The organism is Methylobacterium tardum (assembly GCF_023546765.1).
Classification (GTDB): Bacteria; Pseudomonadota; Alphaproteobacteria; order Rhizobiales; family Beijerinckiaceae; genus Methylobacterium; species Methylobacterium tardum.
Genome location: NZ_CP097484.1, coordinates 1,124,580 through 1,149,042, shown reverse-complemented (window position 1 = coordinate 1,149,042; position 24,463 = coordinate 1,124,580). Strand labels below are relative to the sequence as shown.

Annotated in this window: 16 protein-coding genes and 9 pseudogenes; 18 read left to right on the top strand and 7 right to left on the bottom strand. The window is 63.2% G+C overall.

Annotated elements, in window-relative coordinates; all coding sequences use genetic code 11:
- Positions 1-129: 129 nt before the first annotated feature.
- Positions 130-435: pseudogene (locus tag M6G65_RS05540) on the bottom strand (integrase core domain-containing protein); the annotation flags it as partial.
- Positions 436-581: 146 nt separating this feature from the next.
- On the opposite strand from M6G65_RS05540, the gene M6G65_RS05535 reads away from it, so the two are divergent.
- Positions 582-1,844 carry an IS110 family RNA-guided transposase gene (locus M6G65_RS05535; RefSeq protein WP_238200363.1) on the top strand — a complete coding sequence of 421 codons (1,263 nt, stop codon included), beginning with the start codon at positions 582-584 and terminating at the stop codon, positions 1,842-1,844.
- Positions 1,845-2,097: 253 nt separating this feature from the next.
- Here M6G65_RS05535 and M6G65_RS05530 read toward each other — a convergent pair.
- Positions 2,098-2,655: pseudogene (locus M6G65_RS05530) on the bottom strand (IS3 family transposase); the annotation flags it as partial.
- Positions 2,656-2,730: 75 nt separating this feature from the next.
- Here M6G65_RS05530 and M6G65_RS05525 point away from each other — a divergent pair.
- Positions 2,731-3,773 (top strand): annotated as a pseudogene (locus M6G65_RS05525) (IS110 family RNA-guided transposase).
- Positions 3,774-4,034: 261 nt separating this feature from the next.
- On the opposite strand, the pseudogene M6G65_RS05520 reads toward M6G65_RS05525, so the two are convergent.
- The 3 genes and pseudogenes from M6G65_RS05520 to cysC all read right to left on the bottom strand — a co-directional run.
- Positions 4,035-4,315, bottom strand: a pseudogene (locus M6G65_RS05520) (transposase); the annotation flags it as partial.
- Positions 4,273-5,159: pseudogene (locus tag M6G65_RS05515) on the bottom strand (IS1380 family transposase). The pseudogenes M6G65_RS05520 and M6G65_RS05515, both read right to left, overlap by 43 nt.
- A gap of 399 nt (positions 5,160-5,558) precedes the next feature.
- Positions 5,559-6,239: an adenylyl-sulfate kinase gene (cysC, locus tag M6G65_RS05510; protein ID WP_238200324.1), complete on the bottom strand. Its 681-nt coding sequence runs from the start codon at positions 6,237-6,239 to the stop codon at positions 5,559-5,561.
- A gap of 277 nt (positions 6,240-6,516) precedes the next feature.
- On the opposite strand from cysC, the gene M6G65_RS05505 reads away from it, so the two are divergent.
- From M6G65_RS05505 to M6G65_RS05495, 3 genes and pseudogenes are all read left to right on the top strand, one after another.
- The gene (locus M6G65_RS05505) at positions 6,517-7,467 is read left to right on the top strand and encodes an IS481 family transposase (RefSeq protein WP_250103675.1); all 951 of its coding nucleotides are present in this window, start codon (positions 6,517-6,519) and stop codon (positions 7,465-7,467) included.
- Positions 7,468-7,557: 90 nt separating this feature from the next.
- On the top strand, positions 7,558-8,535 hold the full coding sequence (locus M6G65_RS05500) for a class I SAM-dependent methyltransferase (protein WP_238200320.1): 978 nt from the start codon (positions 7,558-7,560) through the stop codon (positions 8,533-8,535).
- Positions 8,536-8,869: 334 nt separating this feature from the next.
- A pseudogene (locus M6G65_RS05495) lies at positions 8,870-9,330 on the top strand (transposase); the annotation flags it as partial.
- A 330-nt stretch (positions 9,331-9,660) separates the two neighbouring features.
- Here the strand turns inward: M6G65_RS05495 and M6G65_RS05490 are convergent.
- A pseudogene (locus M6G65_RS05490) lies at positions 9,661-10,780 on the bottom strand (IS110 family RNA-guided transposase).
- Between the two features lie 186 nt (positions 10,781-10,966).
- On the opposite strand from M6G65_RS05490, the gene M6G65_RS05485 reads away from it, so the two are divergent.
- The 11 genes from M6G65_RS05485 to M6G65_RS05435 all read left to right on the top strand — a co-directional run bounded on the left by M6G65_RS05485 (position 10,967) and on the right by M6G65_RS05435 (position 22,495).
- Positions 10,967-12,592 (top strand): glycosyltransferase family 2 protein, encoded by a 1,626-nt coding sequence (locus M6G65_RS05485; protein WP_238200226.1) that lies wholly within the window; start codon positions 10,967-10,969, stop codon positions 12,590-12,592.
- A complete protein-coding gene (locus M6G65_RS05480; RefSeq protein WP_238200210.1) occupies positions 12,589-13,041 on the top strand; it encodes a hypothetical protein in 453 nt (150 codons plus the stop codon). The genes M6G65_RS05485 and M6G65_RS05480 overlap by 4 nt, the downstream gene beginning before the upstream one ends.
- A 277-nt stretch (positions 13,042-13,318) precedes the next feature.
- Complete coding sequence (locus M6G65_RS05475; RefSeq protein ID WP_250103674.1) at positions 13,319-13,759, top strand: hypothetical protein; 441 nt, start codon at positions 13,319-13,321, stop codon at positions 13,757-13,759.
- A gap of 53 nt (positions 13,760-13,812) precedes the next feature.
- A complete protein-coding gene (locus tag M6G65_RS05470) occupies positions 13,813-14,589 on the top strand; it encodes a hypothetical protein (RefSeq protein WP_250103673.1) in 777 nt (258 codons plus the stop codon).
- Positions 14,590-14,690: 101 nt separating this feature from the next.
- Entirely contained in the window at positions 14,691-16,034 is a 1,344-nt protein-coding gene (locus M6G65_RS05465; RefSeq protein WP_238200206.1) for an FkbM family methyltransferase, read from the top strand.
- Between the two features lie 300 nt (positions 16,035-16,334).
- Entirely contained in the window at positions 16,335-17,876 is a 1,542-nt protein-coding gene (locus M6G65_RS05460; RefSeq protein WP_250103672.1) for a coiled-coil domain-containing protein, read from the top strand.
- Positions 17,873-19,180, top strand: coding sequence for a glycosyltransferase (locus tag M6G65_RS05455; RefSeq protein WP_238200046.1), 1,308 nt, complete (start codon positions 17,873-17,875; stop codon positions 19,178-19,180). Before M6G65_RS05460 ends, M6G65_RS05455 begins: the two co-directional genes overlap by 4 nt.
- Before the next feature lie 359 nt (positions 19,181-19,539).
- Entirely contained in the window at positions 19,540-20,496 is a 957-nt protein-coding gene (locus M6G65_RS05450) for a glycosyltransferase family 4 protein (RefSeq protein WP_238200045.1), read from the top strand.
- Between the two features lie 75 nt (positions 20,497-20,571).
- Positions 20,572-21,690: a glycosyltransferase family protein gene (locus M6G65_RS05445; RefSeq protein WP_238200044.1), complete on the top strand. Its 1,119-nt coding sequence runs from the start codon at positions 20,572-20,574 to the stop codon at positions 21,688-21,690.
- A 31-nt stretch (positions 21,691-21,721) separates the two neighbouring features.
- The gene (locus tag M6G65_RS05440; RefSeq protein WP_238200043.1) at positions 21,722-22,039 is read left to right on the top strand and encodes a hypothetical protein; all 318 of its coding nucleotides are present in this window, start codon (positions 21,722-21,724) and stop codon (positions 22,037-22,039) included.
- A gap of 42 nt (positions 22,040-22,081) precedes the next feature.
- On the top strand, positions 22,082-22,495 hold the full coding sequence (locus tag M6G65_RS05435; protein ID WP_238200042.1) for a hypothetical protein: 414 nt from the start codon (positions 22,082-22,084) through the stop codon (positions 22,493-22,495).
- 325 nt (positions 22,496-22,820) lie between these two features.
- On the opposite strand, the pseudogene M6G65_RS05430 reads toward M6G65_RS05435, so the two are convergent.
- Positions 22,821-22,996, bottom strand: a pseudogene (locus M6G65_RS05430) (IS66 family transposase); the annotation flags it as partial.
- A 129-nt stretch (positions 22,997-23,125) separates the two neighbouring features.
- Between M6G65_RS05430 and M6G65_RS05425 the strand changes: the two are divergent.
- Complete coding sequence (locus M6G65_RS05425) at positions 23,126-23,899, top strand: sulfotransferase family protein (RefSeq protein ID WP_238200041.1); 774 nt, start codon at positions 23,126-23,128, stop codon at positions 23,897-23,899.
- 306 nt (positions 23,900-24,205) lie between these two features.
- A pseudogene (locus M6G65_RS05420) lies at positions 24,206-24,463 on the top strand (IS3 family transposase); the annotation flags it as partial.

The following is a 24,463-nucleotide window of genomic DNA, read 5'->3' as shown; positions in this document are numbered from 1 at the left end:
CTTCCCTGCCCCACGAACAGATCGAGGCGGGGCCGAGCGGATATTTGCGGTTCGACAACCATTCCGCCGTACCGCGGAGGCCATGTCATCCTGACCTGACCGGTATTTTGGACCGGGCTGAGTGAGAGGCTACTGCATGGCCGCTGCCATGGGTAGCCGGAAGGCCAGATCCGGGTAGCTGACGGGCGCGGGCGGCCGATAGCCAAGCGACGAATGCGGCCGGACGCGGTTGTAGATGTTCTGCCAAAGGGCGATCACGGCCTGGGCTTCCTTCAGCGAGTAGAAGATTTCTTGGCGTAGGCACTCGTCGCGCAGCTTGCCGTTGAAGCTCTCACAGTACCCGTTCTCCCACGGCGAGCCCGGCGCGATGTACTGGATCTGCGCCCCCGTCTTGGCGACCCATTTGCGCAGTGCCTTCGAGACCATCTCAGGGCCATAGCACATCGGGAAGATGGCTCGACGGTTCTGGGGCGGCGCGCGAAGCCATGCTGAGCGCAGCGCGCCGCCCTGGGCGGTCATGGCCGATCAGCAGGTCTCTAGAGTGACGGTGTTCGAAGCCTCATTCCGGAGACGGATCGACCATGACCAGACCACAGCTTACGCCGCCGGCCGGCGTTCTCGTAGCCATCGACGTCGCCAAGGCCCGCAACGAGGTCCTGATCGAGGTGCCCGGCTCCGGCCGACGACGCCGGTTGAGCGTCCTCAACACCCGCGCCGAGCACGACCGTCTGATCGCGATCCTATCTGATCTCGGCCAGCCGGTGACCTGCGGCTTCGAGGCCACCGGCAACTATCACCGCCCGATTGCCTGGCGCCTGCTCCAGGCCGGCTTTGCCGTGCGCCTGATCTCGTCCGTGGCGCTCGCCCGCACCCGTGAGGCCCTGCACAACGGCTGGGACAAGAACGATCCCAAGGATGCGCAGGTCATGTTGCACATGATCCGCATCGGCGCCTCGCAGGTGTACCACGATCCACTCGCCGCCGGCATCAACGACGTGCAGGAACTGTCCAAGACGCACGACGCCGTCTCAAAGGCCAAGACCGAGGTGCTGCATCGGATCCTGACCCACTACCTGCCGCTGTACTTCCCGGAGGTCGACCGCTTCCGCCACAACAGCCGCTCGGACTGGTTCTTCGCCTTCCTCGATCGCTTCCCCACGCCCGCCAGCATCACCGCGCTGAGCAAGGAGGCCTTCATCGCCGCCGCCTGGGATGTCGTCGGGCGCAAGGTGGCCAAGGCGCAACTGCTCGGCGACATCTACGAGACGGCCCGCAGCTCGATTGGCCTGCCGGTGCCGCCTGACGCTCCGGCGGTGAGCATGCTCCGGCTCGTCATCGGCGAGGTGCGCGGGCTGATCCAGCAGCGCGACGCCATCGAGGCCATGGCCGACGCCCTCCTGACCGACAGCTCCGACTACAAGCTGCTGCGCCGCATCCCTGGCATCGGCCCGATCAACGCCCTGACCATCCTGGCTGAGGCCGGCGATCTGCGCCGCTTCGGCCATCACCGGCAGTTCCTGAAGTTCTGCGGGCTTGATCTGGCCACCCAGCAATCCGGCACCTTCCGGGGCCAAACCAAGCTGTCGAAGTACGGAAACGCCCGCCTGCGCCGGACCCTGTGGCTGGCTGGACAGGTCGCCATCCGGCAGCGGGAGAACGGCTTCCGCGACAAGTTCGAGCGCTACATCGCCCGCGATCGGCACAATGCCGACCTGCGGCGCAAGGCGCTGACCGCGATCACCGCCAAGATGGCGCGCGTGGTGCACGCCGTCGTCAAACGTGGTGACGACTACCGGCCCTTCGTCGAGGGACCGGTACCAGGTGGGAGAACCCCTCTCAGTTGAGCCGTGAGGGCGTGAGAACCACGACCCTGTAGACAATGCTCGGGTCTCCTGCCTGGATCGACATCTCATGTTGAGGACGGTGAGGACCACGGCGCGACGTGCGCCGGCTGGATCCTGTGTTCGCTATGGCTGAGAGTTCTTCCGGATCGGCAGGAGCCACCTGGATCGACGTTGACGAAGTTCACGCCGCGAGCGCATGTTCGCGGACAGAGACCTGTTGCCCGGCCAGCCGTCCTTCCTCGCTACGTAGGACGTTATCGGAGCGAACGTGCTCCGGGATACCGTGCAGGCACATCGCGTCGGCCAGCGCTTCGATCACGCCGACGCTGTTGATGCGCCGCGCCACCCTCAAGGAGAGGCAGGCCCGGCTGTGCTCGCCGATCAGCGTCAGGATGCGAAGGCTCCGGCCGTCGTGCGTCTGTCCCTGCACAAAGTCGAAGCTCCAGACGTGATTGCGGTGGAGCGGACGCAGCCGCATGCAAGAACCGTCGTTGAGCCAAAGTCGGCTACGCGGCCGGTGTTTCTGCGGGACCTTCAGCCCCTCGCGACGCCAGATGCGCTGAACCCGGTCCTTGCCCACCTGCCAGCCGTCTGCCTGCAGCAGCGCGGTGACGCGGCGGTAGCCATAGCGCCCGTACTCGGACGCCAGGGCGATGATGGCCTGGGTCAGTGCATCCTCGTCGGCCAGTACGGTAGGCATGTAGCGTTGCGTGCCGCGGTGCTGACCGACGATCCGGCAGGCGCGACGTTCCGAGAGGCCGTACTTCTCCCGGATGCCGTCCACTGCCTGCCGGCGTCGCTCGGGGGCTAGATGGGGTATTCGGGGTGCCTCGCGCAGCGGAAGCGGCGGCATGATGGCGCTTCGATCCAATCCCGGAGCCCCACCATGAGCGAGCAGCACCACGTCGGCCTCGATGTCTCCGTGAAGGAGACCGCAATCTGCATCGCCGATCCCCATGGTAAGGTCGTGCACCGGGCCACCGTCGAGAGCCATCCCGAGGTGATCGGCCGGCACCTGATCGACCTCGGCCACAGCTACGCGCGTGTCGGCCTGGAGGCGGGACCGCTCTCACCGTGGCTCTACGCCGGCCTGGTCGAAGCCGGACTGCCGGCGATCTGCGTCGAGACCCGCCACATGCATGCGGCCCTCTCGGCCCGCATCAACAAGACCGACCGCAACGACGCGATGGGCATAGCCCAGATGATGCGGGTCGGCCTGTTCAAGCCGGTCCACGTCAAAACGCCGGCCAGCCAGCAACGCCGCCTGCTCCTGACCTCGCGCAAGCTGCTTCAGCGCAAGGCTTACGACATCGAGAGCGACCTGCGCGGCCAACTGCGCAACTTCGGCCTCAAGGTGGGTGTCGTGGGGGCTGCCGGGTTCGAGCAGCGCGTACGCGACCTCGTGCTCGATCTGCCCTTCGTCGCGGCCGTGGTCCTGCCGCTGCTGGAGGCGCGCTCGGCGCTGCGGACCCAACTGGCCAAGCTGCACAAAATGCTGCTGGACCAGGTCCGCACCGACCCGGTCTGCCGGCGCTTGATGACCGCGCCCGGCGTCGGGCCGGTCGTGGCGTTGACCTACCGTACCTGCGTCGACAACCCAGCCCGCTTCGGACGATCGCAATGCGTCGGGGCGCATTATGGTCTGACGCCGCGGCTCTACCAGTCCGGCGAGACGATGCGGGTCGGCCGAGTCTCGAAGTGCGGCGACACGATGATGCGCGCCGCACTGTATGAGGCCGCGCTCGTGCTGCTGACTGGCCCTCGGGTTCGATGGTCCTCGCTGAAGGTCTGGGGCTGGCTGTGGCCAAGCGCAGAGGCATGCAGAAGGCCCTTGTGGCCGTCGCCCGCAAGCTGGCGATCGTGCTGCATCGCATGTGGCGCGACGAGAAGGATTTCCGCTGGTCGACCGAAGCCGCGACGGCGGCCTGAAGCTTACGGATCAGCATCACGTAATACCGAGCTCCTCCGGCGTGGAGGAGGTCCCTGTGGGGACGACGGGAGCGGGTGAGACCGAGGAAACTCGAGCGTCGGTTCTGCCGAGCGCGCGGCTTAGATGGATCCGCCCACTCCCTCTAACCCCATCATGAGGCGGCGCTCGCTGACCTCGGAGAGAAGCAAGAGCTCCACAGGGCCGATCACGCGTCGAACCAGGATGCGCACGAAAGGGCGTTGACCGATGAACCCCGAATAGAGAAAGTTTCCCGAGGCGACCTCCGCCAGCACCTGCTTTTCCAAAGACAGGTCAGCTACGAGCCGGCGTAGCCGCGCGTTCTCGCGCTCAGGTCCTTCATCTTCCTGGCCTGGTCGACCTGGAGGCCGCCGTACTCCCTGCGCCAGCGGTAATAGCTCTGCTCGGAGATCTCCGCCTCTTTGCACGCCAGCGCTAAACTCTTGCCCTGGGCTGTCTGCACCTCGATCTGGCGCAGCTTCAGCACAACCTGCTCCGCGCTCGTCTTCTGACCTCGCCGCATGTCCGACTCCTCTGGTCCTGGCTGATCCTCTCAATCAGCCCGGTCCAAAGCCAGCCGGTCAGATCAGTGCCGGTCAGCCCGAAGACGTAAGCCACGCCGTTGTCCTCGCACCAGTCCATGACCTCGGGCCGCCCGTAATGGCCATCGCCGAGGATGGTGATCGCGGTCGTCGGCCAGTGGCGGCGGATCGCCCTGATGAGGCGGCGCAGATGAGAGCGCACCTCTCGGCCCGACGGCGTCTTGCCCGGCCGCAGGATCACCGCCACCGGGCGCGAGGTGGCGGTGTCGTAGACGTGGATCGGCAGGAAGCAGCGGCCATCGTGATGGGCGTTGAACAGCGACAGCTGCTGCTGGCCGTGGACCACGTCGCAGGTATCGCCGATGTCCAGGGTTACGGCGGCTGGCGGCTTGGCGTAGCTGGCGCAGTACAGATCGACCAGCACTCGCCCGAGCCGGATCAGGTCACGCAGGCCCGGCGTGTTCTCCAGCCGGGAGACGGTGGGCTGGCTCATCAGGTCCACGCCACTCTCGGGCAGGCGTCCGCAGGCGAGCTTGAACGCAGGGTCGGCACGCAAGTGGTCGAGGTCGTCGGCATCCTCATACCCGCAGGCGATGGCCAGGATGCGGGCCAGAAGGATCTCGGGAAGCGGGTGCAGCACCCGGCTCGGATCGCGTCGATCCGGGATCACGGCGGCGAGCTTCTCGGCGATGCCGAGCCGTCGTGCGGCCTGAGCCAACAGCAGGATGCCACCGTCCGAGGTCAGGCGTCCGCCGTCGAAGGCGGCTGTGAGCTTCTTGCCCCGGACGGATGGAAACCCGAACGAAAGCGCGTCAAGATGGACATGGCGGGCGTGGCGGGCTCGATCTGGTCACAGGTCTTGGCGTCAGCACCCAATCCCTAAGCCACATCAATGTCTTACGCTAAGCTCGCCACCTCAGATCCACCGCCCTCGTGAATAAGATAGGCTAGCGCCTCTCCGGCTTTGCCTCGAACGGCACAAACACACGCACAGCAGCGGTGCTCGCGTGCAGGGGCTGGATGAGTGCTTCCGATCCCTCTTCAATGGGCCAGACTGCGATCACTGTGCCTTCGAGACGCGCATCCGCAGAGCAAAAATGCTGGCCCACAAACAGGCGTTTTCGAAAAAGCTTCATAGTCGCGGTCCGTTTCGGTAAACCCTGACGCCAATCCAATGATATGTATCTGCAGATGGTTCCGCCCGGTAGCCCAAGGGCTGGCCCTTCATGCTGCACTAGGCGGGATAATCCCATCAAGACCGTGTGTGCCTGTGGCGTCTATGCAGGCGAGTTCAGGGGCCGACACGCGCATCATCTCTGAAGCGAGCGGGGCAGCGGATTGTTCAGCTGTGCACCCCTCTGTGCGCACGACAAGATCGGGCTTCTCCGGAGGCTCGTAGGGGGCAGAGATACCGGTGAAGTCGGGGATCAGTCCGGCCCGGGCCCGGCTGTAGAGTCCCTTTGGATCGCGCTCCTCGCAAATTCTAAGCGGCGTGTCGATAAAGGCCTCAAAGAACGGAATGTCGCCCGCGATTTGCCGTGCCGCCGCCCTCTCTTCACGGAAGGGCGAAATGAGCGAGACGATCACCACGATCCCAGCCTCGGCCATGAGGCGGGCCGCCTCAGCCGCGCGGCGGATGTTTTCGGCTCGATCGGCCGCGCTGAAGCCGAGATCCCGATTGAGGCCGAGGCGCAGGTTGTCGCCATCGACCACCATGGTGTGGCGCCCGCTTTGTGTCAGGGCGCGGTCGACTGCATTGGCGATACTCGATTTGCCGGCGCCTGAAAGCCCTGTGAGCCACGCGATTGCCGGGCGCTGGCCTAGCCTGCGCCAACGTTCCTCGCGAGGCAGCAGAGCATGCCTAGTCAGATTGTGGTTGATCTCGTCTGCGGACAGTTCGGGCATGTAGCTTCTCGCGGCACAACCAGAGATCGTCATACACGACCTCGTGATCGAAGGCGTGTCTCACGCGTCACTGCAGGCCGTGCAGACGATCCAGGCGGACTCGGGAACGTGCCGCGCGTGGCGCTGTTGACAGCATCGCCCTCAGCCGCGCTCAGGTCCACGTTACGTGGGGTCTCCAGCTTTGCGGCGCCATGCGTCTCGAGCGCTACTCGCGTCTTGGGTGTTTGATCCCGCGGTGTGGTGGTACGGTTGACCATCATGCTGCAAGGGATGCGCTATGGGCCAGGTTCTCCATGGAAGCGCTACCACGACGGAGGCAGTCCGTCGCGCGATCCAGCTACGTGAAGAGAGCGTAAGAACGCTGGCCAAGCGCTACGGCGTCAGCCCGACGACGGTGCAGAAGTGGCGCAAACGGACGAGCACAGCGGATGCCCGGATGGGCCCCAAGGAGCCGCGCTCCACCGTGCTCACCGTTGAGGAGGAAGCGATCATCGTCGCCTTCCGCCGTCACACCCTGCTTCCGCTTGACGACTGCCTCTACGGCTTGCAGCCAACGATCCCGCACCTGACGCGCTCCTCGCTGCATCGCTGCCTGGAACGGCACGGCATCAGCCGACTGCCCGAGATCGACGGCGACAAGCCCAAGAAGCAGCGCTTTGCGAGCTACGCCATCGGCTACGTCCATATCGACATCGCCGAGGTGAGCACGGCTGAGGGCAAGCTCAGGCTGTTCGTGGCTATTGACCGAACTAGCAAGTTCGCCTTCGTGCAGCTCGTGGAGAGCGCCGGAAAGATGGACGCTGCTCAGTTTCTGCGCGACTTCATCGAGGTGGTGCCTTACCGCATCCACACCGTGCTCACAGACAACGGCGTCCAGTTCACATCACGCCGGCAGGACATTTACGATAGCCAGCACATCTTCGACCGCGTCTGCGACGAGCACGACATCGAGCATCGGCTGACCAAGGTGAACCATCCTTGGACCAACGGACAGGTCGAGCGGATGAACCGCACCATCAAGGACGCGACGGTCAAGCGCTACCACTACGACAGCCACGACCAGCTTCGAACGCATCTGCACCTGTTCGCCGATGCCTACAATCACGCTCGTCGGCTCAAGACCCTGCGCGGCCTGACACCCACCGAGTTCATCCTGAACGCCTGGACGAAAGAGCCTAATCGTTTCAGGATCGACCCGTCACACCTCATCCCGGGACCATACACCTAGAGCGCTAGACGTATTGGATCAGCCTTTGGTTGAGACTGGCGGAGCGCTCAGCTATTCCGCAGGGATTGATCTCTCGAAGAGCCTCGCCACATGCATCCCCTGTCGCGCTACTTCAATGAACCGTTGGCGGACCTCGGTGATGTGGAGAATGAGGCTTTTCGAGGTGTTTTGACTCCACAGTCCGAGATCGGACAGAAACGTGAAGGAGTAAATGCCGCATTTTTAGAGGATGCCGAGGAATATTACGCCAAGCATCAAGGCTTTGATTATTGGAAGGCGCTATTTGCCGGCGCGTTCCGTCGCATGGGCGTTAAGGAAGCTCCGCTCGTTGTCGAGTATGGCTGCGGGTTCGGGAACAGCACGCTGCCTCTCATAGAGCTTCTCCCCGATTCCGAGATCATCGCGAGCGACATCAGTCCGAATTTGCTGGCTATCGCCAAACGGTTGGTAGATGCGCGTAAAGCCTCTGACAAGTGCTTGCTCGCCGCGATGGACGCGCAGAAGCCATATATACAAGAGGGTGTGGCCGATCTCGTGGTCGGATCCGCCATCCTCCACCACTTAGCGGATCCAAAGTATTTCGTTAAAGCGGCAATGCGAGTTTTGAAGCCGAAAGGCTGTGCGATCTTCTTCGAGCCGTTCGAGCTGGGCAACGCGATCATGCGCTTGCTGCTCCTCGACATCATCGACGAGGCCGAACGAAGGGAGGAGATCAGTACCACCATCGAGTGGTTCAGGAACTTTGCGTTCGCCTTGAGCGTGCAGATCAAGCGCGATCAGCTCCCCGGCTGGCGTGACCGGGACGATAAGTGGGTTTTTCCCCGATCTGTCCTCCAAGAAATGGCCGATGAAAGTGGCGCTGAGCTGATCACCTACCCGCTCGACGGTGCCTCAGGTAAATTCCGCTCTCAGATCACCTACAGTCTAAGCAGCTACGCCGGCATCGATCCGAACTCTCTTCCCGCGTGGGCCTGGAAGAAGATCGACCGGATGGACAACGATATTTTCTCTCCAGCGGCGATGAATGATATTATGGCGGCCGGTGCTGTGATCTTTCAGAAGCGCTAGGGCGAAGCGGACGTGGCGCTGTCCTGCTCCGCCAAGACGCGGCGGCGGATTTGATAGCGGCAAAGCGGTCGCGAGCCGTTCCGCCTCCAGTCGCTGCAGCGCCGCCGGCACCGGCGTGCGGGGCATTCTTATTGACTGCAATATATTTTCCATAAATTGCCATGCGCCTCGGCTGCTTCAATGCACGGCGGAATGTCTATGCGAAAAACTAGCCTATCTTATTCACGAGGGCGGTGGATCTGAGGTGGCGAGCTTAGCGTAAGACATTGATGTGGCTTAGGGATTGGGTGCTGACGCCAAGACCTGTGACCAGATCGAGCCCGCCACGCCCGCCATGTCCATCTTGACGCGCTTTCGTTCGGGTTTCCATCCGTCCGGGGCAAGAAGCTCACAGCCGCCTTCGACGGCGGACGCCTGACCTCGGACGGTGGCATCCTGCTGTTGGCTCAGGCCGCACGACGGCTCGGCATCGCCGAGAAGCTCGCCGCCGTGATCCCGGATCGACGCGATCCGAGCCGGGTGCTGCACCCGCTTCCCGAGATCCTTCTGGCCCGCATCCTGGCCATCGCCTGCGGGTATGAGGATGCCGACGACCTCGACCACTTGCGTGCCGACCCTGCGTTCAAGCTCGCCTGCGGACGCCTGCCCGAGAGTGGCGTGGACCTGATGAGCCAGCCCACCGTCTCCCGGCTGGAGAACACGCCGGGCCTGCGTGACCTGATCCGGCTCGGGCGAGTGCTGGTCGATCTGTACTGCGCCAGCTACGCCAAGCCGCCAGCCGCCGTAACCCTGGACTGATTTTCCACTGCTCTAATGTTCGCCATTTCAAGCTGTAGGCATGACAAATCACTGCTCGCTGTCGAGCTAATCCTCGTGGCCGCGGCTGAGCAGGGCTGGAGGCACGATCCTGAGACGACGGTTGATCCTGCTCTGATGCACGGGTTGGGTGCCGCCGGACCGGATGCGTCGCGGAGCATCCTCTGTCTAGAAGCCAGCGTCGGATGAGATCCGGCTGGTAGTGGTGGCGAGGGTCCTCTTAACCGGGACCGTGCCTCCGGCCTTGCTCAGCGTTGGATGGTGCTGTGCCGGTAAGGTCCTCACTTCTCGCGTGCTACAGGTATCAGCTCAACGGGCGCCGATCGGCGGCGCCTGTCGGGCAATGGCCCAGACAAAGCCCGCCAACTCGCGTGCGATCGCGGTGACGACCACGGTCGGCGGCTTTCCCGCTCGGCACAGCGTGCAGTACCGCCGGCACAGCCGCTCCTGCGCCTTCCAGGTCGTGTCGCGGATCGGCTGGGCCAGTCCCTCCTGCCTCAGGAGCTGCTCGCGGCTGATCCGAGCTGGGAAGCGATAGCTCCAGGCCGCCTCCACCAAGGTGCGACGGGCCGCACCGTTACCCGTCTTGGGGATGCCGCCCTGCCGCCGCTGGAGTGCTCGGACGGGACCAGTCCGAGATAGGCCACCAGCTGACGCGGGTTGGCAAAGCGACTGATGTCGCCAAGCTCGGCAACGAGCGTCGCCGCCGCGATAAGCGCCATGCCGCGCAGCGCCTGCAGTGTACGCACGACCGGTGCAAGGGGCCAGTCAGACAGCGCCGCCGCGATCTAGGCTTCCAGGCGGTCACGCCGAGACATAGCCGCCTTGACCGCCGCGATGCCATCCTCCAGCACGATGTGGTGTGCCGCGTGCTCGAAGCGCAGGCCCGCCAGCCAGCGGCGATGCATCAGTGTCCGAGCCGGCCGGTGATAAGGGCGGCCCTGCCGCAGCAGGAAACCACTCAACGGCTGACGCGCTTGGCGCAGGGCCCGCACCGCGGCCTGCCGCGCACGCACGAGATCGCGCATGGCTTCATGTTGGGGATCGGGAACCCAGACCGGCGTCAGCTCGCCGGCCCGGCGCAGCTTGGCCAAATTGACCGCATCGCGCCGATCCGTCTTGATCCGACCCCGGGCTTGCGCGGGATCGACGAAGGGGCGGCCACCACGCAGCCGTTTCCGGCCAGCGTCAGCTGGCGCTGGATGCCGTAGCCGCAAGGGCCCGCCTCATAGCAGGACTGCAAGGCCCGGCCGGTCGGGGCCAGCTTAGCCGCGAGCGCCGTCACGGCCGCGGGCCTATGGGCGATCTTGCCGTACTCGCGCACCCTGCCGCGCTGGCCCACCTCGGCGAGAGCGACCGCGATCGTCTCCTTGTGCACGTCCAATCCGATAAACGTGGTAGCCTGCTCCACGACCCGTCTCCTATGCATCAGGCTCGGCACCAGACACTGGCGCAACCCTCGCCGATCTGCATGATGAGAAACGGGTCGCCCCCTCTCGGGCGAACATCTGGTCTAGGCAGCCTGCGCGTGGCGGCATAACCGATCGTCATGAGGCTCCGGTTTTGATCCGCGCCCGCTCGGGCAGGATGTTGATCGCCGCGAAGCATCTGGACTATGACCGCCGCCATGATGCAGAACCGCCCAACGGTTCGGCTTGAGCGTTATCACTGCGAACGCTGCAGGGAGGCAAATGTGGTTGGCCCCCGCGCTACAGTCGCAATCCCCGTCAGGAACGGCGCGAACTTCTTAGCCGAGGCGATCGATAGCGCTCTTGCCCAAACCTATGCAAACCTCGAAGTCTTTGTTGTCGACGACGGCTCCGACGATGGCGGAGCGACGGCGGGCATTGCCTGGGCGTACGGCGAGCGGATCAGGTTCATCCAGCAGGCGAACACCGGAGTGGCTGGAGCTCTGAACCGGGTTCTGCACGAGATGACCGGCGAACTATTCTGCTGGCTGTCGCACGATGACGTGTTCGAGCCCACCAAGGTCGCTACCCAGGTCGCGCTTTACGTCCGTCTTGGTTCACCCCAGGATGCCCTCCTGTACTCTGACCTTAGCTGGATCGACGAGAAGGGCGAAATTACCGGTATAGAACGCTTCGACCGGCGCGAGCTGACTCCGCGCCCGTGGCTCGCGTTCTACGACGGTCAAATCAACGGCTGTACAATTCTCGCGCCCCGGAGGCTCCTTCTCGAAATAGGCGGGATCGCGGAGGGATACCCGCATACGCAAGATTACCGGACTTGGTGGTGCCTTAGCAGGCAGGCCCGGTTTGTCCACATCCCGATACCGCTCGTGCGCGTCCGCCAGCATCGGAACCAGGGCTCACATACACAAGCTGCTCGCCAAGAGAGCAATGCCTTTTGGACGGAGGTAATAGAACAGACATCCGAGCTCGAAGCGGCCCTTCTCGATGGCAGCCGCGAGCGTTTTCTCCGCCGCAGTGCCGATTTCCTCCGCTACCGCAGTCCCAACCGCGCTGCGGCTGATCGGGCGTTAGATCTTGCCGGGAAAGCGGCTAGCGAGGTTCGCGTCTCCGTCGTCCTAGATTTGGGAGCCGACGGGCTGCAGGTTGACCCTGTCGGCGCCGGACGTGCGGTCGCGAGCGTCTTGGCGCAGACTCGACCGCCCGATCAGCTGGTCCTCGTCGGAGAGCGGGCGGCTCTGGCGGAGAGCGCACGTGCCGCGATCGCAGCGTCCAGCATTGTCGCGACATGGGTCGCCTCCGGCGAGGCACGGGTCACTGCCCGTCTCCGCGCCGGCCTGATGATGGCGACTGGGTTCTATGTCGCTTTCCTGCTCGCTCCAGATATATATGAACCCGGGAAAATTGCGCAGCAGGTCGAGGCTATGTCGGCGGGCGGCTACGCGATTTCGCACACGTCCTACACCGACCCAGACGGCACGTGCATTTCCTCTGGCTGCTTCGCCGGCACGGTCTACCCGGAGGTCCTGGGGGGGTCGCCGCTCGAGACCTCGACCGTGATGATTCATCGCGTGCTATGGGCGTCGGGAGTCTTGTTCGTTGAACCCGACTACCCCCCCGGCGCGAGCTGGATCGAGGCGGTCGCAGGTCGCGCGCTGCTCGGACTGGAGCAGCCGCTGTCGAGGCTCCGGCCCACCGCCCGCAGCGACGGCGCGCAGCTTCTGCGTTGGGCTGAGGCGCATCCCCGCCACCGCGAGCACAGCACGGACCTTAAGCGCCTGCGTGCGGCAACCCGCCGAGATTGCCGTTGACCCCAATATTCTTCAAGCGCTGGCTCCCCTTGCGGCGCAGTGCGCTGTCTGCTGAAGCTGTCCGACAGGGAAACGAAGCTTATCGCTTCGAGATAGAGGGTCTGCGCGCTGCCCGCGAAGCGTCACAGATCATTCAGACGCTGCTCGTGCGGCGGATCGAATTCCTGGAGAGCGCGCATCGTACCGCGACCCGGCTTATCCGTGAGTCGAGCTGCGAGCATGATCGGACCCGCACGGTGCTGCAGGAGACGGAGGCTAGGCTCTCGCTGGCGGTGAGCGACCGCCTTCTCGCGACCCGACTGAACGAGGAGCTGCTAAGAGAGGTCCAGCGCCTCGCCCACATCGTCTCCAGTTACGAACCGGATTCGGCGGGACCAGAGATAGAACACCAGGCGGGCGTCTCCCGATACGAGCCTGAACGTGACCGATCGGAGGCGGATTATGCTTGATACCCCTTGCCTTACGCCGAACCGCCGTGGACTGCTCCGCCTCGCGGGCGCCTTCGCTACCATTCAGGGCACGTGCCTGATGCCAGTCCAGGCTAGAAGCGCCGCGGTTGCCTCTCCCGATGTCTCAAATCGAGCCGCCGCGCAGACGAGGCGCAGGCCGAGTTATCTTGAGTTCGGCCCCGGCGGAGCTGGACAGGGGAACGCGGCCGCCGACACCGCTTGCCTCAAAGCAGCGTTTGCGGCCGGAGGCACGTTCACGATCCCGGCGGGACAGCCGGTGCTCCTGAACAGCGGCGTGACTGCGTCGGGCTGGATCGAGGTCGAAGGAGCCGGGAGCGCGTCGCCCCTCGTGCTCACATCGGACTTCCCGCCGGATGAGGACGTCATCACGCTGAAACCTCAGCTCGACGGCGCCAGTACCAAATTTGTGGGCTGGCGACTCGCGTCGCTGGCGATCAAACCCCAGGTGAATGGGCGCGGCCGGCACGGCCTCGTCATCGACCACACGGCCCACCCTTACACGTCGAATGCTGAGCTGATCATCGAGCGGGTCGCGGTCGGCGACGTCGTTGGGACGGCCATGGGAGATGTGACCGTCGGTGGGTACGCGCTCTATTATCTCCCGCACCCGACCGATCCGAACGGCCTTTACTGCTCAACTATCCGGAACAACTACTTCGTCGGTGGCGTGCGCATGACGAGGGCGGGGACAGCCTGATCTTTAGCGGCAACTGGGTAAAGGGACGCAATATCGCGTTCGACATCGAATTCGTGCGTGGCGCCGCCAATGCATCCTTCGAGAATAACAACTGCACCTCCGCCGGAAGCTTCTACCTGAAAAACGGGTTTCGCTGCCGCATTTCGGGCAACCAGTGCGAGATGATCTCGCAATGGGCCGGCGATCACCGCGGGCCGGAGGCGCTGATCGTGCTGGAGGATTGTAACGGCACGACGATTGAGGGAAATAATCTCGGTGCCGACGTTCTCGATCATTCACGGGCACAGACCGCCGACTGCATCTACCTTCTCGGCACGACGACCCATACCCTAGTCCGGGGCGACAACCGTTTCGTGTGTAACCCTGAGCGCGGACGCGTACACCTGCGCGCAGCAGCTTCCACCTCGCTCACAACGGTTGAGCCGGGCGCGCTGACCCAGACGAGCGCTATCGATCGGGCGCCCTGGATAACGGCCATCGAGGCCCCCGGTACGGTGCGCGGCCTCTGGAGCCCGCTGCCTCCCCTCCCGGGCTGGACGACAGCGGCCGGTAGCCAGGGCCTCCGCTTCCGGATCGCGACCGACGGCACAGTGAGCCTTAACGGACAGGTCGGCGCTGGTCCGGGTACGTTTGGGCCAGTAGCGACGCTGCCGGTCGGGGCGAGACCGGCGCACCCACTGCACGTCTCAGGATACGTCCACCGAGGGGCGCGCTGGGAGGCGGCCATTGTCCTGATCCAGCCGGATGGTGCTCTCCGGCTTGAAGTAGATACGGGCCCCCCTACCCTGCTGAGCATGGAAAATGCCACATTCGTCGCTGAAGCGAACTGAGGCCGTCCTGAACAAAGGTGTGACCGGCACGGGGGCGGCTTGCCACCGCTTGCCGCGCCGCGAACGCCGAATTTCCTCCCCTCCCGTAGACGGAACCCGCGATGACCGAGGCCACGCTGAGCGATGACGCACGGGCGTTAAGGCATCGCGTTTTCCGAGCGATGGCACGCGGTCCAGACGCCCCGCAGCCGAACGTCTACCGTGGGTATCTTCCTCTTCGAAGTGCTGCGAAGGACGCTGTCGAAGAATACCGAGCGGGATTTATGACATTCATGACATCCAATTGGGAGGGGCTGTCGGAAACATTTCGTCTTCTAGAGGATGCTTACTCGAAGAATCTATTTGTAGACCTCCTGGCGTTTCGCGCGATCGGTCAAAACAACGTCGATCTTTTTCCAGATAGGGAGTTCTATTTCGCAGCCTTGCGTCACTCAGGGTCAATGCCTGCGACGGCTTCGGAATTCTCCAAGTTCCCAGGCGGGCAGCTTATCAATCAGTTTGAGGTTGAGATTGGCGGAAAATGCCACAAAATCGACTGCCTTCGGGATAATATATTCTTCAGTTTTATGTTGAAGCAATATTTTTTCAGTAAGTACGGCATCGAAATTAAGCCGAGTCGGGGTGATCACGCTATCGACGCCGGAGCCTGCTTCGGAGACACGGCCCTGAGCTTCTCCGCAGCGGTCGGCTCATCGGGATGCGTCTACTGCTTCGACCCGCTGGACGTTCATCTGCAGATCATAAGATCGAACCTTCAACGCAACGGCATCGACAATGTTATGGTTATTCCGGCCGGACTTGGAGAAAGCAACGAAGACGGAACCCCGGTGAGAAATAAAGTAAACCCCGGATTTAGTGCCGTAGAAAATGCCACAAAAATACCTGTTCATTCTATCGATGCATTAGTTGAGGAGCGTGTCCTGGCTCGTATTGATTTTATCAAGATGGATATCGAGGGGCACGAGCTCTCAGCGCTGCGCGGCGCTGAGAATTCTATCCGCCGTTTCCTGCCGAAGTTGGCGATCTCGCTCTATCACGCCTGGGACGATTACATTGATATTCCGCGTTATATCGACGGTCTTAATCTTGGGTACAGGTTCTATTTGGAGAATTATACTGTCAGCGATGGCGAGACCGTGCTGTACTGCGTGGCCGATCCGGGTGCCTGCACCACGAAATCCGACCGGAGCCGGCGGTTATCGAGTTCTGACCTGACCGAGACAATCAACGATCTCGCTGGTGCGATCCAAAACGTGGACGCGCTGCAGATGCTCAGTGAGTCACTCGACGATGCGGAGAGGCGTGTCCGCCAGATCGTGACCCGGCGTAAGAAGACCCGTGACGAACCGTTCTCCGAAGAACTGGGCCAGCCGGGCTCGCGGCCGACCCGCGTCCGTCGCACCAACAGGTCTGGTGGTAGCACGTCGGATGGAGGACAGGCCTGACGCACGTCCTCCACGATCGAGCTTCGCACTCGACCGAGCGAGTAAAGCTGAGTATGGGGTGGTGGAAACGACACCAGGCGAAGCCGCGCGTGGGCACCGCCCCTCGGGCGTCAGGCCCCTCCGAGATCCCAACACGCCGCCCTCCGCGATTTCCGGTCGATGCACAACGCACCAGAAGACACCAAAAGTCCTTCGCACGGACGCTCGCTGCTTGCGAGTTCCGTGCTCGGTGAGCCGAAGGCAAGTCGATACGACTTCCCCTGCGCGCAGGCCTGGAAAGCTCGATAGCGATCAAACACCGTGACGATCCGTTCCACTGTTAAGACGGCGCTTCGCCTGCTGCCGCCCGTTCGACGGGCGACAGCGAGGGTGGACCGGTTGAAGTCCGACCTCGCGCATGCCCACATGGCCCTTGCGGCTCTGGAGGCGGAGCTGGCGCGGCTTCAGAGCGAACTTGGGGCAGCCCTCGAGACCGCGAGGGATGGCGCGAGTCGACTTGACGGGGGGCAGCGCGCTCAGACTGAACTCGTGCGCGACCTGAACGCCCTGACGGCGCGCTACCTCGCAGTCCAGACCGAACTCGGAGAGCAGCAGAGCGAGCACCTGGAGGCGCTCGACCGCGAGATAGCGCTCCGGGAGCGGCTACACGCGAGCGAGGCGCTAAGCGAGTCAGCCTCCGCGCAGAATGCCGCCTTGTCCTCCGATTTGAGAGGAGCACTCGACCGCGAGATAGCGCTCCGGGAGCGGCTACACGCGAGCGAGGCGCTAAGCGAGTCAGCCTCCGCGCAGAATGCCGCCTTGTCCTCCGATTTGAGAGGAGCACTCGACCGCGAGATAGCGCTCCGGGAGCGGCTGCACAACATCAACGAGGCGATTGATCTCGCCTCGGCGGAGAATGCGGAACTACTAGGTCGTGTCACCGAGGCGCAGGCGGCACTCGAACGTGAGCGCGAAATTCACCTCGAACGCGAGGCCGAACTCCGGTCCTCCACACAGACCGCTCGGCAACTGCGCACTCGCGTCCGTGCGACACTGGAGATCATCGGCGAACTGCAGGCCGCGGCGGCCATCTCCGCCGAGCAGATCAGGGCTCGGGAGCAAGAGGCCCGCGAGGTGGATGCGCGCTGGCGTGACCAGACTGCGAACCTCGAGGCGAGAAACACTCTTCTTACTGAGCAACTCTCGGAGCAGACGCGCGCCAAAGAAGTGGTCGCGGCGGAACGTGAGGACCTGAGTGCCGAACTGCTGGCTCGTGGTGCCGAAATTAATGCCCTGCGTGCCAACTTGGCCGAGCAGGCGAGCGGGAAGAAGGCGGCTGAGGAAGCCCTCAGGATGGTCCAGCACGAGGCTGCTGAGGCCGCAGAGAAGCGCGAGTCTGGTAGGCGCGAATTGGTCGATCGCCTTGCCGCCGCTGAAGCAGCACGCGACGAGGCTGTTCAGGAGATCGCCCGCGGTAAAACCGAACTCAGTGAGGTGCGCGGCCACATGGCCGAAACGGAAGCAGCGCGAGATGAGGCGGCTGCCGCGACCGCCCGAAGCGAAGCTCAAATCGCCGACCTCTCTGCTCGCCTTGCCGCCGCTGAAGCAGCACGCGACGAGGCTGTCCAGGAGACCGCTGACCTCACTGCGCGTCTTAGGGCCGCCGAGGCACGGACTGATCAGGTTGTCGCGGAGCAGCGTCAACGCATCGATGACATCCGGGCGGAGGCTGCCGCTCAGATCAATGCGGTATCAACCCAGCTCCACGAGCGCGTGCGTGCGATCAGCGATACCGTGGCGAATCTTGATGATCCGCAACACAGGAACATCCGAGCTGCATCCAAGCCGAGGACTGGCGTATGAGCACGGAACCGGGAGCATTGACAGCCGGCAAGGTGACTACAAACAATGCCGCGACGAGTGAGGCCAGATTCACCGGCCAAAACCATCGAGTCGTGCTTGTCTGCAGTGCCTATACTGATGGGCGCTCCGGACAGACGATCGTGCTCGATGCCCTTACGCGGTCCGGAGCCGACGTCGTCCTTGTCTCGCTACGCGCAGGGCCGGGGCTCGACCAGGTCCGCGGGCACTTCGCCGAAGTGATTGTCCTCCCCGAAGAGAACATCTGGTACGCGGAACGCGGTCCCACCTCAGCAACAGACAATTCCCTTTATGGCCGCGCTACAATCCTCAACCGGTGCGCCGGATTGTTGTTAAGCATCGAGGACTGGACGGTGCGCCTCGCCGAGCGGCTGGCAAACCTGGGGGCAACAGTTGTTGTTGGCTGCAGCGGGGCAATTGCAGACCTATCCGTCGGTGCCAAGGTAGCGGCCGCACTCGGAGTCCCTTTTGTTGCTTACCTGTTCGATGATCCGGTTTACCAATGGACCGATGAACGTCTGGAGCGACCGGCCGCACTGCTTCAGGAGCGGGTCTGGGCGCCCGCGGCCGCGACGATCCTGGTTGCCAACGAAGAGATGACCCGTGAGATGCGGGTACGCAACCCTGACCTGGTCGCCCCCTTTGCGGTAATCCGCAATCCTGCACCGGCCGTCCGAGAGCCAGACGTGAGCCCGCGACCTCCCCGCAGCGCGGATGAGGCATGGACCATCGCCTACACGGGCTCGGTCTACCATGCGCAAGCCGATGCCTTCCGCAATCTCCTAGCAGGGTTCGATTGGATCGACGAATCTTGGGAACTCCACGTCGCGTCGCATCAAAGCGAGGAGGCACTGCAGCTCAATGGCCTCGCTGGTCCGAAGTTACGGCTCCACGGGGCGCTTTCACCGACGGAAACCCTTGATTTGCAGGCTGAGGCGGACGTGCTGTTCCTGCCCCTTGCCTTCGAGGCCATTCCTAACGTGATTAGGACGTCGGCGCCGCTTAAGACGGGCGAGTACCTCGCGTCCGGCCGTCCGATCCTGGTCCACGCGCCCGAGGACTCTTGGCTTGCCCGCTTCTTCCGTGAGCGCGGCTGCGGGCTCGTTGTGGATCAGCCCAGCGTACCGCTTCTAGCGGCCGCTCTCCTCAAGTTGCGGCGTGACGAGACCCTGCGAGCCGACCTCGTGCGTCGGCAATACGCGGCAGCAGGCGAGTTCGCCCTCGTGTCCGCGCGGCAAAGCTTCTGGTCGGCGCTCGACGCGGCCGTTAACGGGGGAAGATCGTGAACGTCGCCGTCGCGCACAAGGGATCGCGGCCACGCATCCTTTTCGTTGGCATGCAGTCGAGCCCCCACGTTGCCCGCTGGATCGAGATGATCGCAGACCGTGGCTGGGATTTACACCTATTCCCCGTCAATGCCGTGGCGCCGAGCGATAGCCTTTGTGGTGTTACTTTGCATCGGCCACAACTAGCCGGGCCGCGCCCGGAGGACCGCCTCGAACGCCCGCCACCGTCTTTCGCACGCGCACGCGCGCCTGGACTCAGGGTAGAGCCCTTCCCCGTTACCTTATCTGACGTCGGAGGGATCGAGGCCCTACGCGCAGGTCGCGTGCCGCTTGGCGGGTCCGGCCGGACCGCGCCTCTAATGCAGGGGCCAAGCTCACTCGAAGCGCTCATTCAGGAGCTGCGGCCTGATGTCGTTCACTCGCTCGAATTTCAGCACGCCGGCTACCTCGTGCTGCAGGCCAAGCTGCGAGCGCGCGAGCCCTTTCCCCTCTGGATCGCAACCAACTGGGGCAGCGACATTTTCCATTTCGGCCACGACTTGGCCCACCGCGCCGAGATCACTCGCCTGCTCGCGGCGGCCGACTTCTATTCGTGCGAGTGCCACCGCGACATCCTGCTTGCGCGCGATTTCGGCTATGCCGGCCCTGTGCTGCCGGTCCTCCCGAACACGGGCGGCTTCGACCTCGATCACGTCGCGGCGCTCAGCTCGGGTGTGCCGCCGTCGGCACGGCGGTGCATTATGGTTAAGGGCTACCAGCACTTCGCCGGACGAGCGATGACGACGCTGGACGCTCTGGTCTCGTTGGGGAACCAGCTGCGCGACTACGAGATTATTCTTTACTCGGTCGGCCACGAGCCACTGGAGCGGGCCCAACAGCTGATCGCGGACGGCACCCTGAACATCCGGATCGTCGGGTCGGCCTCTCACGACGAAATGCTTCGCTCCTTCGCCTCCTCTCGCCTCTACGTTGGGACAAGCGTCTCGGACGCCATCAGCACATCGGTGCTGGAGGCGATGGCGATGGGTGCTTTCCCGATCCAGACTAATACGTCCTGCTGCGAGGAATGGTTCGACGACGGCGTCGGGGGCTTCCTCACGACGCCTCATGATGTGGGACTGATCCGCCAGCGGATCCTCACCGCCCTAGAGGACGACGGGCTCGTAGACGAGGCGGCACGGGTGAACGCCGAGACGGTCCGCAAGCGGCTCGACCGCGCCAAGCTCGCGCCCCGTGTGGCCGCGTTCTACGAACCCGTTCTGCGGGCCGCTCGGAAGCGGTCGGGCTGCGAGCCGCCTGTCCTCCTGAAGATCTGACGCTCCACCGGGTCCGAGATGAAACTGCTCCTCCTCGCTGACATCCCGCCGTGCCGGAATTTTACCGGAGGCGCTGTGCTGGCCGAGCAGTGCCGGCTTCTGCAGTCGGGCTCGGTCGCCGGCTTCATTGTTCTCAACCCGGAACTCCGTCCCGAACTCTGCCCCGACCTGTCGGAGATCCCGCTACGGATCGTGGACAAGCCGAACGAGCGCGGGGAATGGGAGTTGGGTCTTGAGGGCGCAATCGCAGCTGAGCGCTTCAAGGCGACGGTTTGCCGGGATGAACTCGTGGCGCAGGCGGTCGCATTCGGCCGGGAGCAAGGCGTTACCGCTGTCTGGGCAATGCTGGAGGGTCAGACCATTGTCCGCATGGCGCTCCCACTCGCCGAAGCGCTGGGCGTGCCGCTCTACACGCAGGTTTGGGATCCCCTCTCATGGTGGTTGCGCGAGCACCACGTCGATGACGAGACTTCGCTCGCCGTGCTCGCTCAGTTCGACGCGACGTTACGGGGGAGCCGCGCCTGCGCAACCGCCTCGTGGAACATGGCGGCGCATTACCAAGAGCTCTACGGGACGCGCTGCGTGCCTATCATCTCCGGGTACGAGCCCACGGCCGCGCGCATGCCACCGCTCGCGCTACGCCGTTGCGACGAGATCGTCGTCGGGATGGCCGGCCAGTTCTACGCGAACGATGCATGGGATGTGCTTGTGAGCGGCCTCGAAGCGGAAAATTGGTTGGTCGGTGGCCGGACGGTGCGAATCCTCTATCTTGGCGGAAGCCCAGGCAATCTTCCTCAGCAGCACTGCACGCACTGGGGATATTTGCCCCCGGAGGCTGCCATTGATACCCTCGCGCTCCACGCCGACATCCTGTACTGCCCCTACCCATTCCGGGAGGAGATGACCGAGGTCGCGCGATTGAGCTTCCCGTCCAAGATCGTCATGTACGCGGCGGCCGGGCGACCGATCCTGTGCCACGCACCCTACGATTCCTCGCCTGCGCAATATCTAGATCGGACTGGGGCAGGCGCGGTGTGCGCCACGCTCGACGCCCGCGCAGTCTACGACATGCTACGCTGGATCGCGAGTGACCCATCCGTGTTCGCTCGGCTTGCCGGCGCCGCGCAGGAGGCTTTTCGGACTGATTTTACACGCGCGGTCATGGCGCGGAACGTTTCAGATTTCTTCTCCTGACGGAACCGCAACGGATATCGAGACTCCCGCCGTGAGCCGCTCCCCTGCCGAACTTGAAGAACTCGTGCGCGCCCTCGAGATTGTGTGGATCGAACAGTCGGAGCGCGCCCACGCCTTCCAGCAGGAGGCGGCCGGTCTGTGGCGCGTCCGGGCCGAGCAGGATCAGACAATCGCTCATCTCCGCCGCGAGATCGAAGCGCTGCGGGCGAGTGTATCCACCACCCTGTCCGTGGCATCCCTGGAGTGCCCGGTGCGGGCGACAGCTGCAGATGACCCCACGTTGCGCGATCGCTTGACACGGCAGCGAGAGGCGATCGCACAGCGCAAGGGCGTGCTTGCAAGTCTATAGGCGAGACAACCAGCGATCCCTGCGTGAGTGAGAGGTCCCTTGATGCGGATGGCGCTGACGAATCTGGACGGACTGCGGCTGCGTCAGCCCGGCCGCGACGAGGTCTGGATGATCTTCCAGGGATTGCGCCATCGCGTCGCCGACCCGGAGACCTATGAGGCCCTCTTCGCGGACGAGCGGATTATCGAGCACAACGAGGTTGAGACGATCGCTCAAGGGCCAGATCTGCACCCTGGCTCTTGTCTCGCGCGCCCGAACGGCTCGTCTGCAATCTACCTCGTCTTTGGGCGTCCCAGACTTGCCCGTTACTTTATCCCGACCCTCGCGAGCTTCGATGAATTCGGGTTCAGCATGGCGAAAGTCCTCGACGTTCCACCGATCCTCCTTGATGCAATCCCAGTCGGGCCGGAACTGGAGGGAGCGGCGGACCGCATGAGCCGCCGCGATCTTAGATGAGGTTGCTCATATAGTCGTACGCTTTACATATCTGCTCCGGCCTCGTGAAAGTTGTTCAAGGTTTGCGCTCCCACAAAAGTTGCTCTGAGTTCATCAAAACTCGCTAGAGCGGGGCTCGTCCGATCGGAAGCTATACTGGGTGGCTGCGGGTTGACGGGGCAAGGAGGCGCCCATGCCGTAATTACCCACGGGGGTGCGCGAGCGCGGCGTGGTGCCGGCGGGAGGCCGATGTGGGGCGCTCGCAGCGCATCTTGCCGGGAGCCGATTTCGCTGATTCTCTCGTGAGATGGGCCGCAGCGAACTGGAACGGCTGAGCCGCGAAGAGGCTATGGCCCTCGTGACCGGGCTTGGCGCCGCCGGGCTTGGACTGCGCGCGCTGCTCCTTGCGATCGGTCGCGGGCGGTTTGACGAGGTGCGCGAGGTCTTCTCTGGCCGCTGCAGCCGCAGCACCAGCTCGATCAGCTCTTCGCGGCTCAGGCGTTCCAGTTCGCTGCGGCCCATCTCACGAGAGAATCAGCGAAATCGGCTCCCGGCAAGATGCGCTGCGAGCGCCCCACATCGGCCTCCCGCCGGCACCACGCCGCGCTCGCGCACCCCCGTGGGTAATTACCAGAAGTCTGAACAAGGCGCGTGACGAGCCAACTTGCGGCGCGCCCGTCACTGCTGATACAAACCGGTCGACCAAGTTCTTACGGTTCTGCCATGGCAAACAAGATGGATTTTCTTTCAAACTCGCTCGTTTCAAAAAGATCAAACTATCATTACTGGTTTACACCGAAGTGTGCTTGCACAACGACGAAGAATCTCCTTTGGGAGGCTGAGTCGAAGTTAGGCAATTGTAATCCAATTGACGATGCTAATTTTGTACATACGCGACAGCTCGAAGATTTTTCACCTTGGCACGCTGATGCCGCTAGCATATCGGAAAACTGGAATTCTGCAGGCAGATTTACGTTCACGTTTGTCAGAAATCCATTTGCGCGAGCTCTATCTGCTTATCAATCAGTGACGGCAACGCCATCGTCTCATAGTTATTTCGCTTCTTTGAATTGGAGTAGCGATCAGGTGCCGTCTTTCTCCGAGTTTCTGCATCTTGTAGCAGATGCTGATCCTCGGACTCTCGATCATCATTGGAGGCCGTTGACAAAGCTTATACCGATTTCAGATGTAAATTTTGACTATATCGGTCGGGTTGAGAATTATAGCAATGACCTTAGATTGATCATTCGTCGCGCTTTTGGTCTTGACATCGACGTAAATTATTCCCAGAAAAACTATTTTACAGGCGCCGGCGATCGTGAGTTGGATGACAATTCAATCGATATGATCAGGAAGATCTACGAACGGGATTTTGATATGTTTAGGTACAGCACCGATCCGCATTCAAGGCAATTAGTTGCTTAGTTCTACGCGCTGAGGCCAATATGCGTGTTGGAGAACGCGAGGCATTCGCGCCGAGTTGCCGGCCAATTACAGCAACCAAACAAAAAGCTCTTCGTAGCGGTGCCGGCGGGGCTGAGGGGTTCAAGAAGGGAACGGCGGAGCCCTAGCAAGCGGCAGGTGACTCGGGCCACCTGCTACAAAGAGGGAGAGGGGTGGCGCCTGCGCGACGCCCGTCTAAGCACTCGATGGGACTCGAGCCCACGACCTCCAGGTTACGCGACCGGCGCTCTACCCAGCTGAGCTACGTGTGCGCATTGATTGATGGCGGATGCGCTGACCGGCGCCATCATCGCCTCGACGTCCGATTACGGGCGCTTCGGCTACCGCAGCATCACCGCGCTGCTGCATGCAGCCGGCTGGCGGGTGGGCACGGACTTGGTCCAGCCCATCTGGCGTCGTGAGGGGCTCAAGGTCCTGCAGAGGCACCGGCCGCGCAGCCGCCTATGGTTGAACGACGGCTCGGGCAAACGGCTGCGTCCGCTCCACCGCAACCACGTCTGGAGCTTGAGCTTCGTGCTGGGCAGA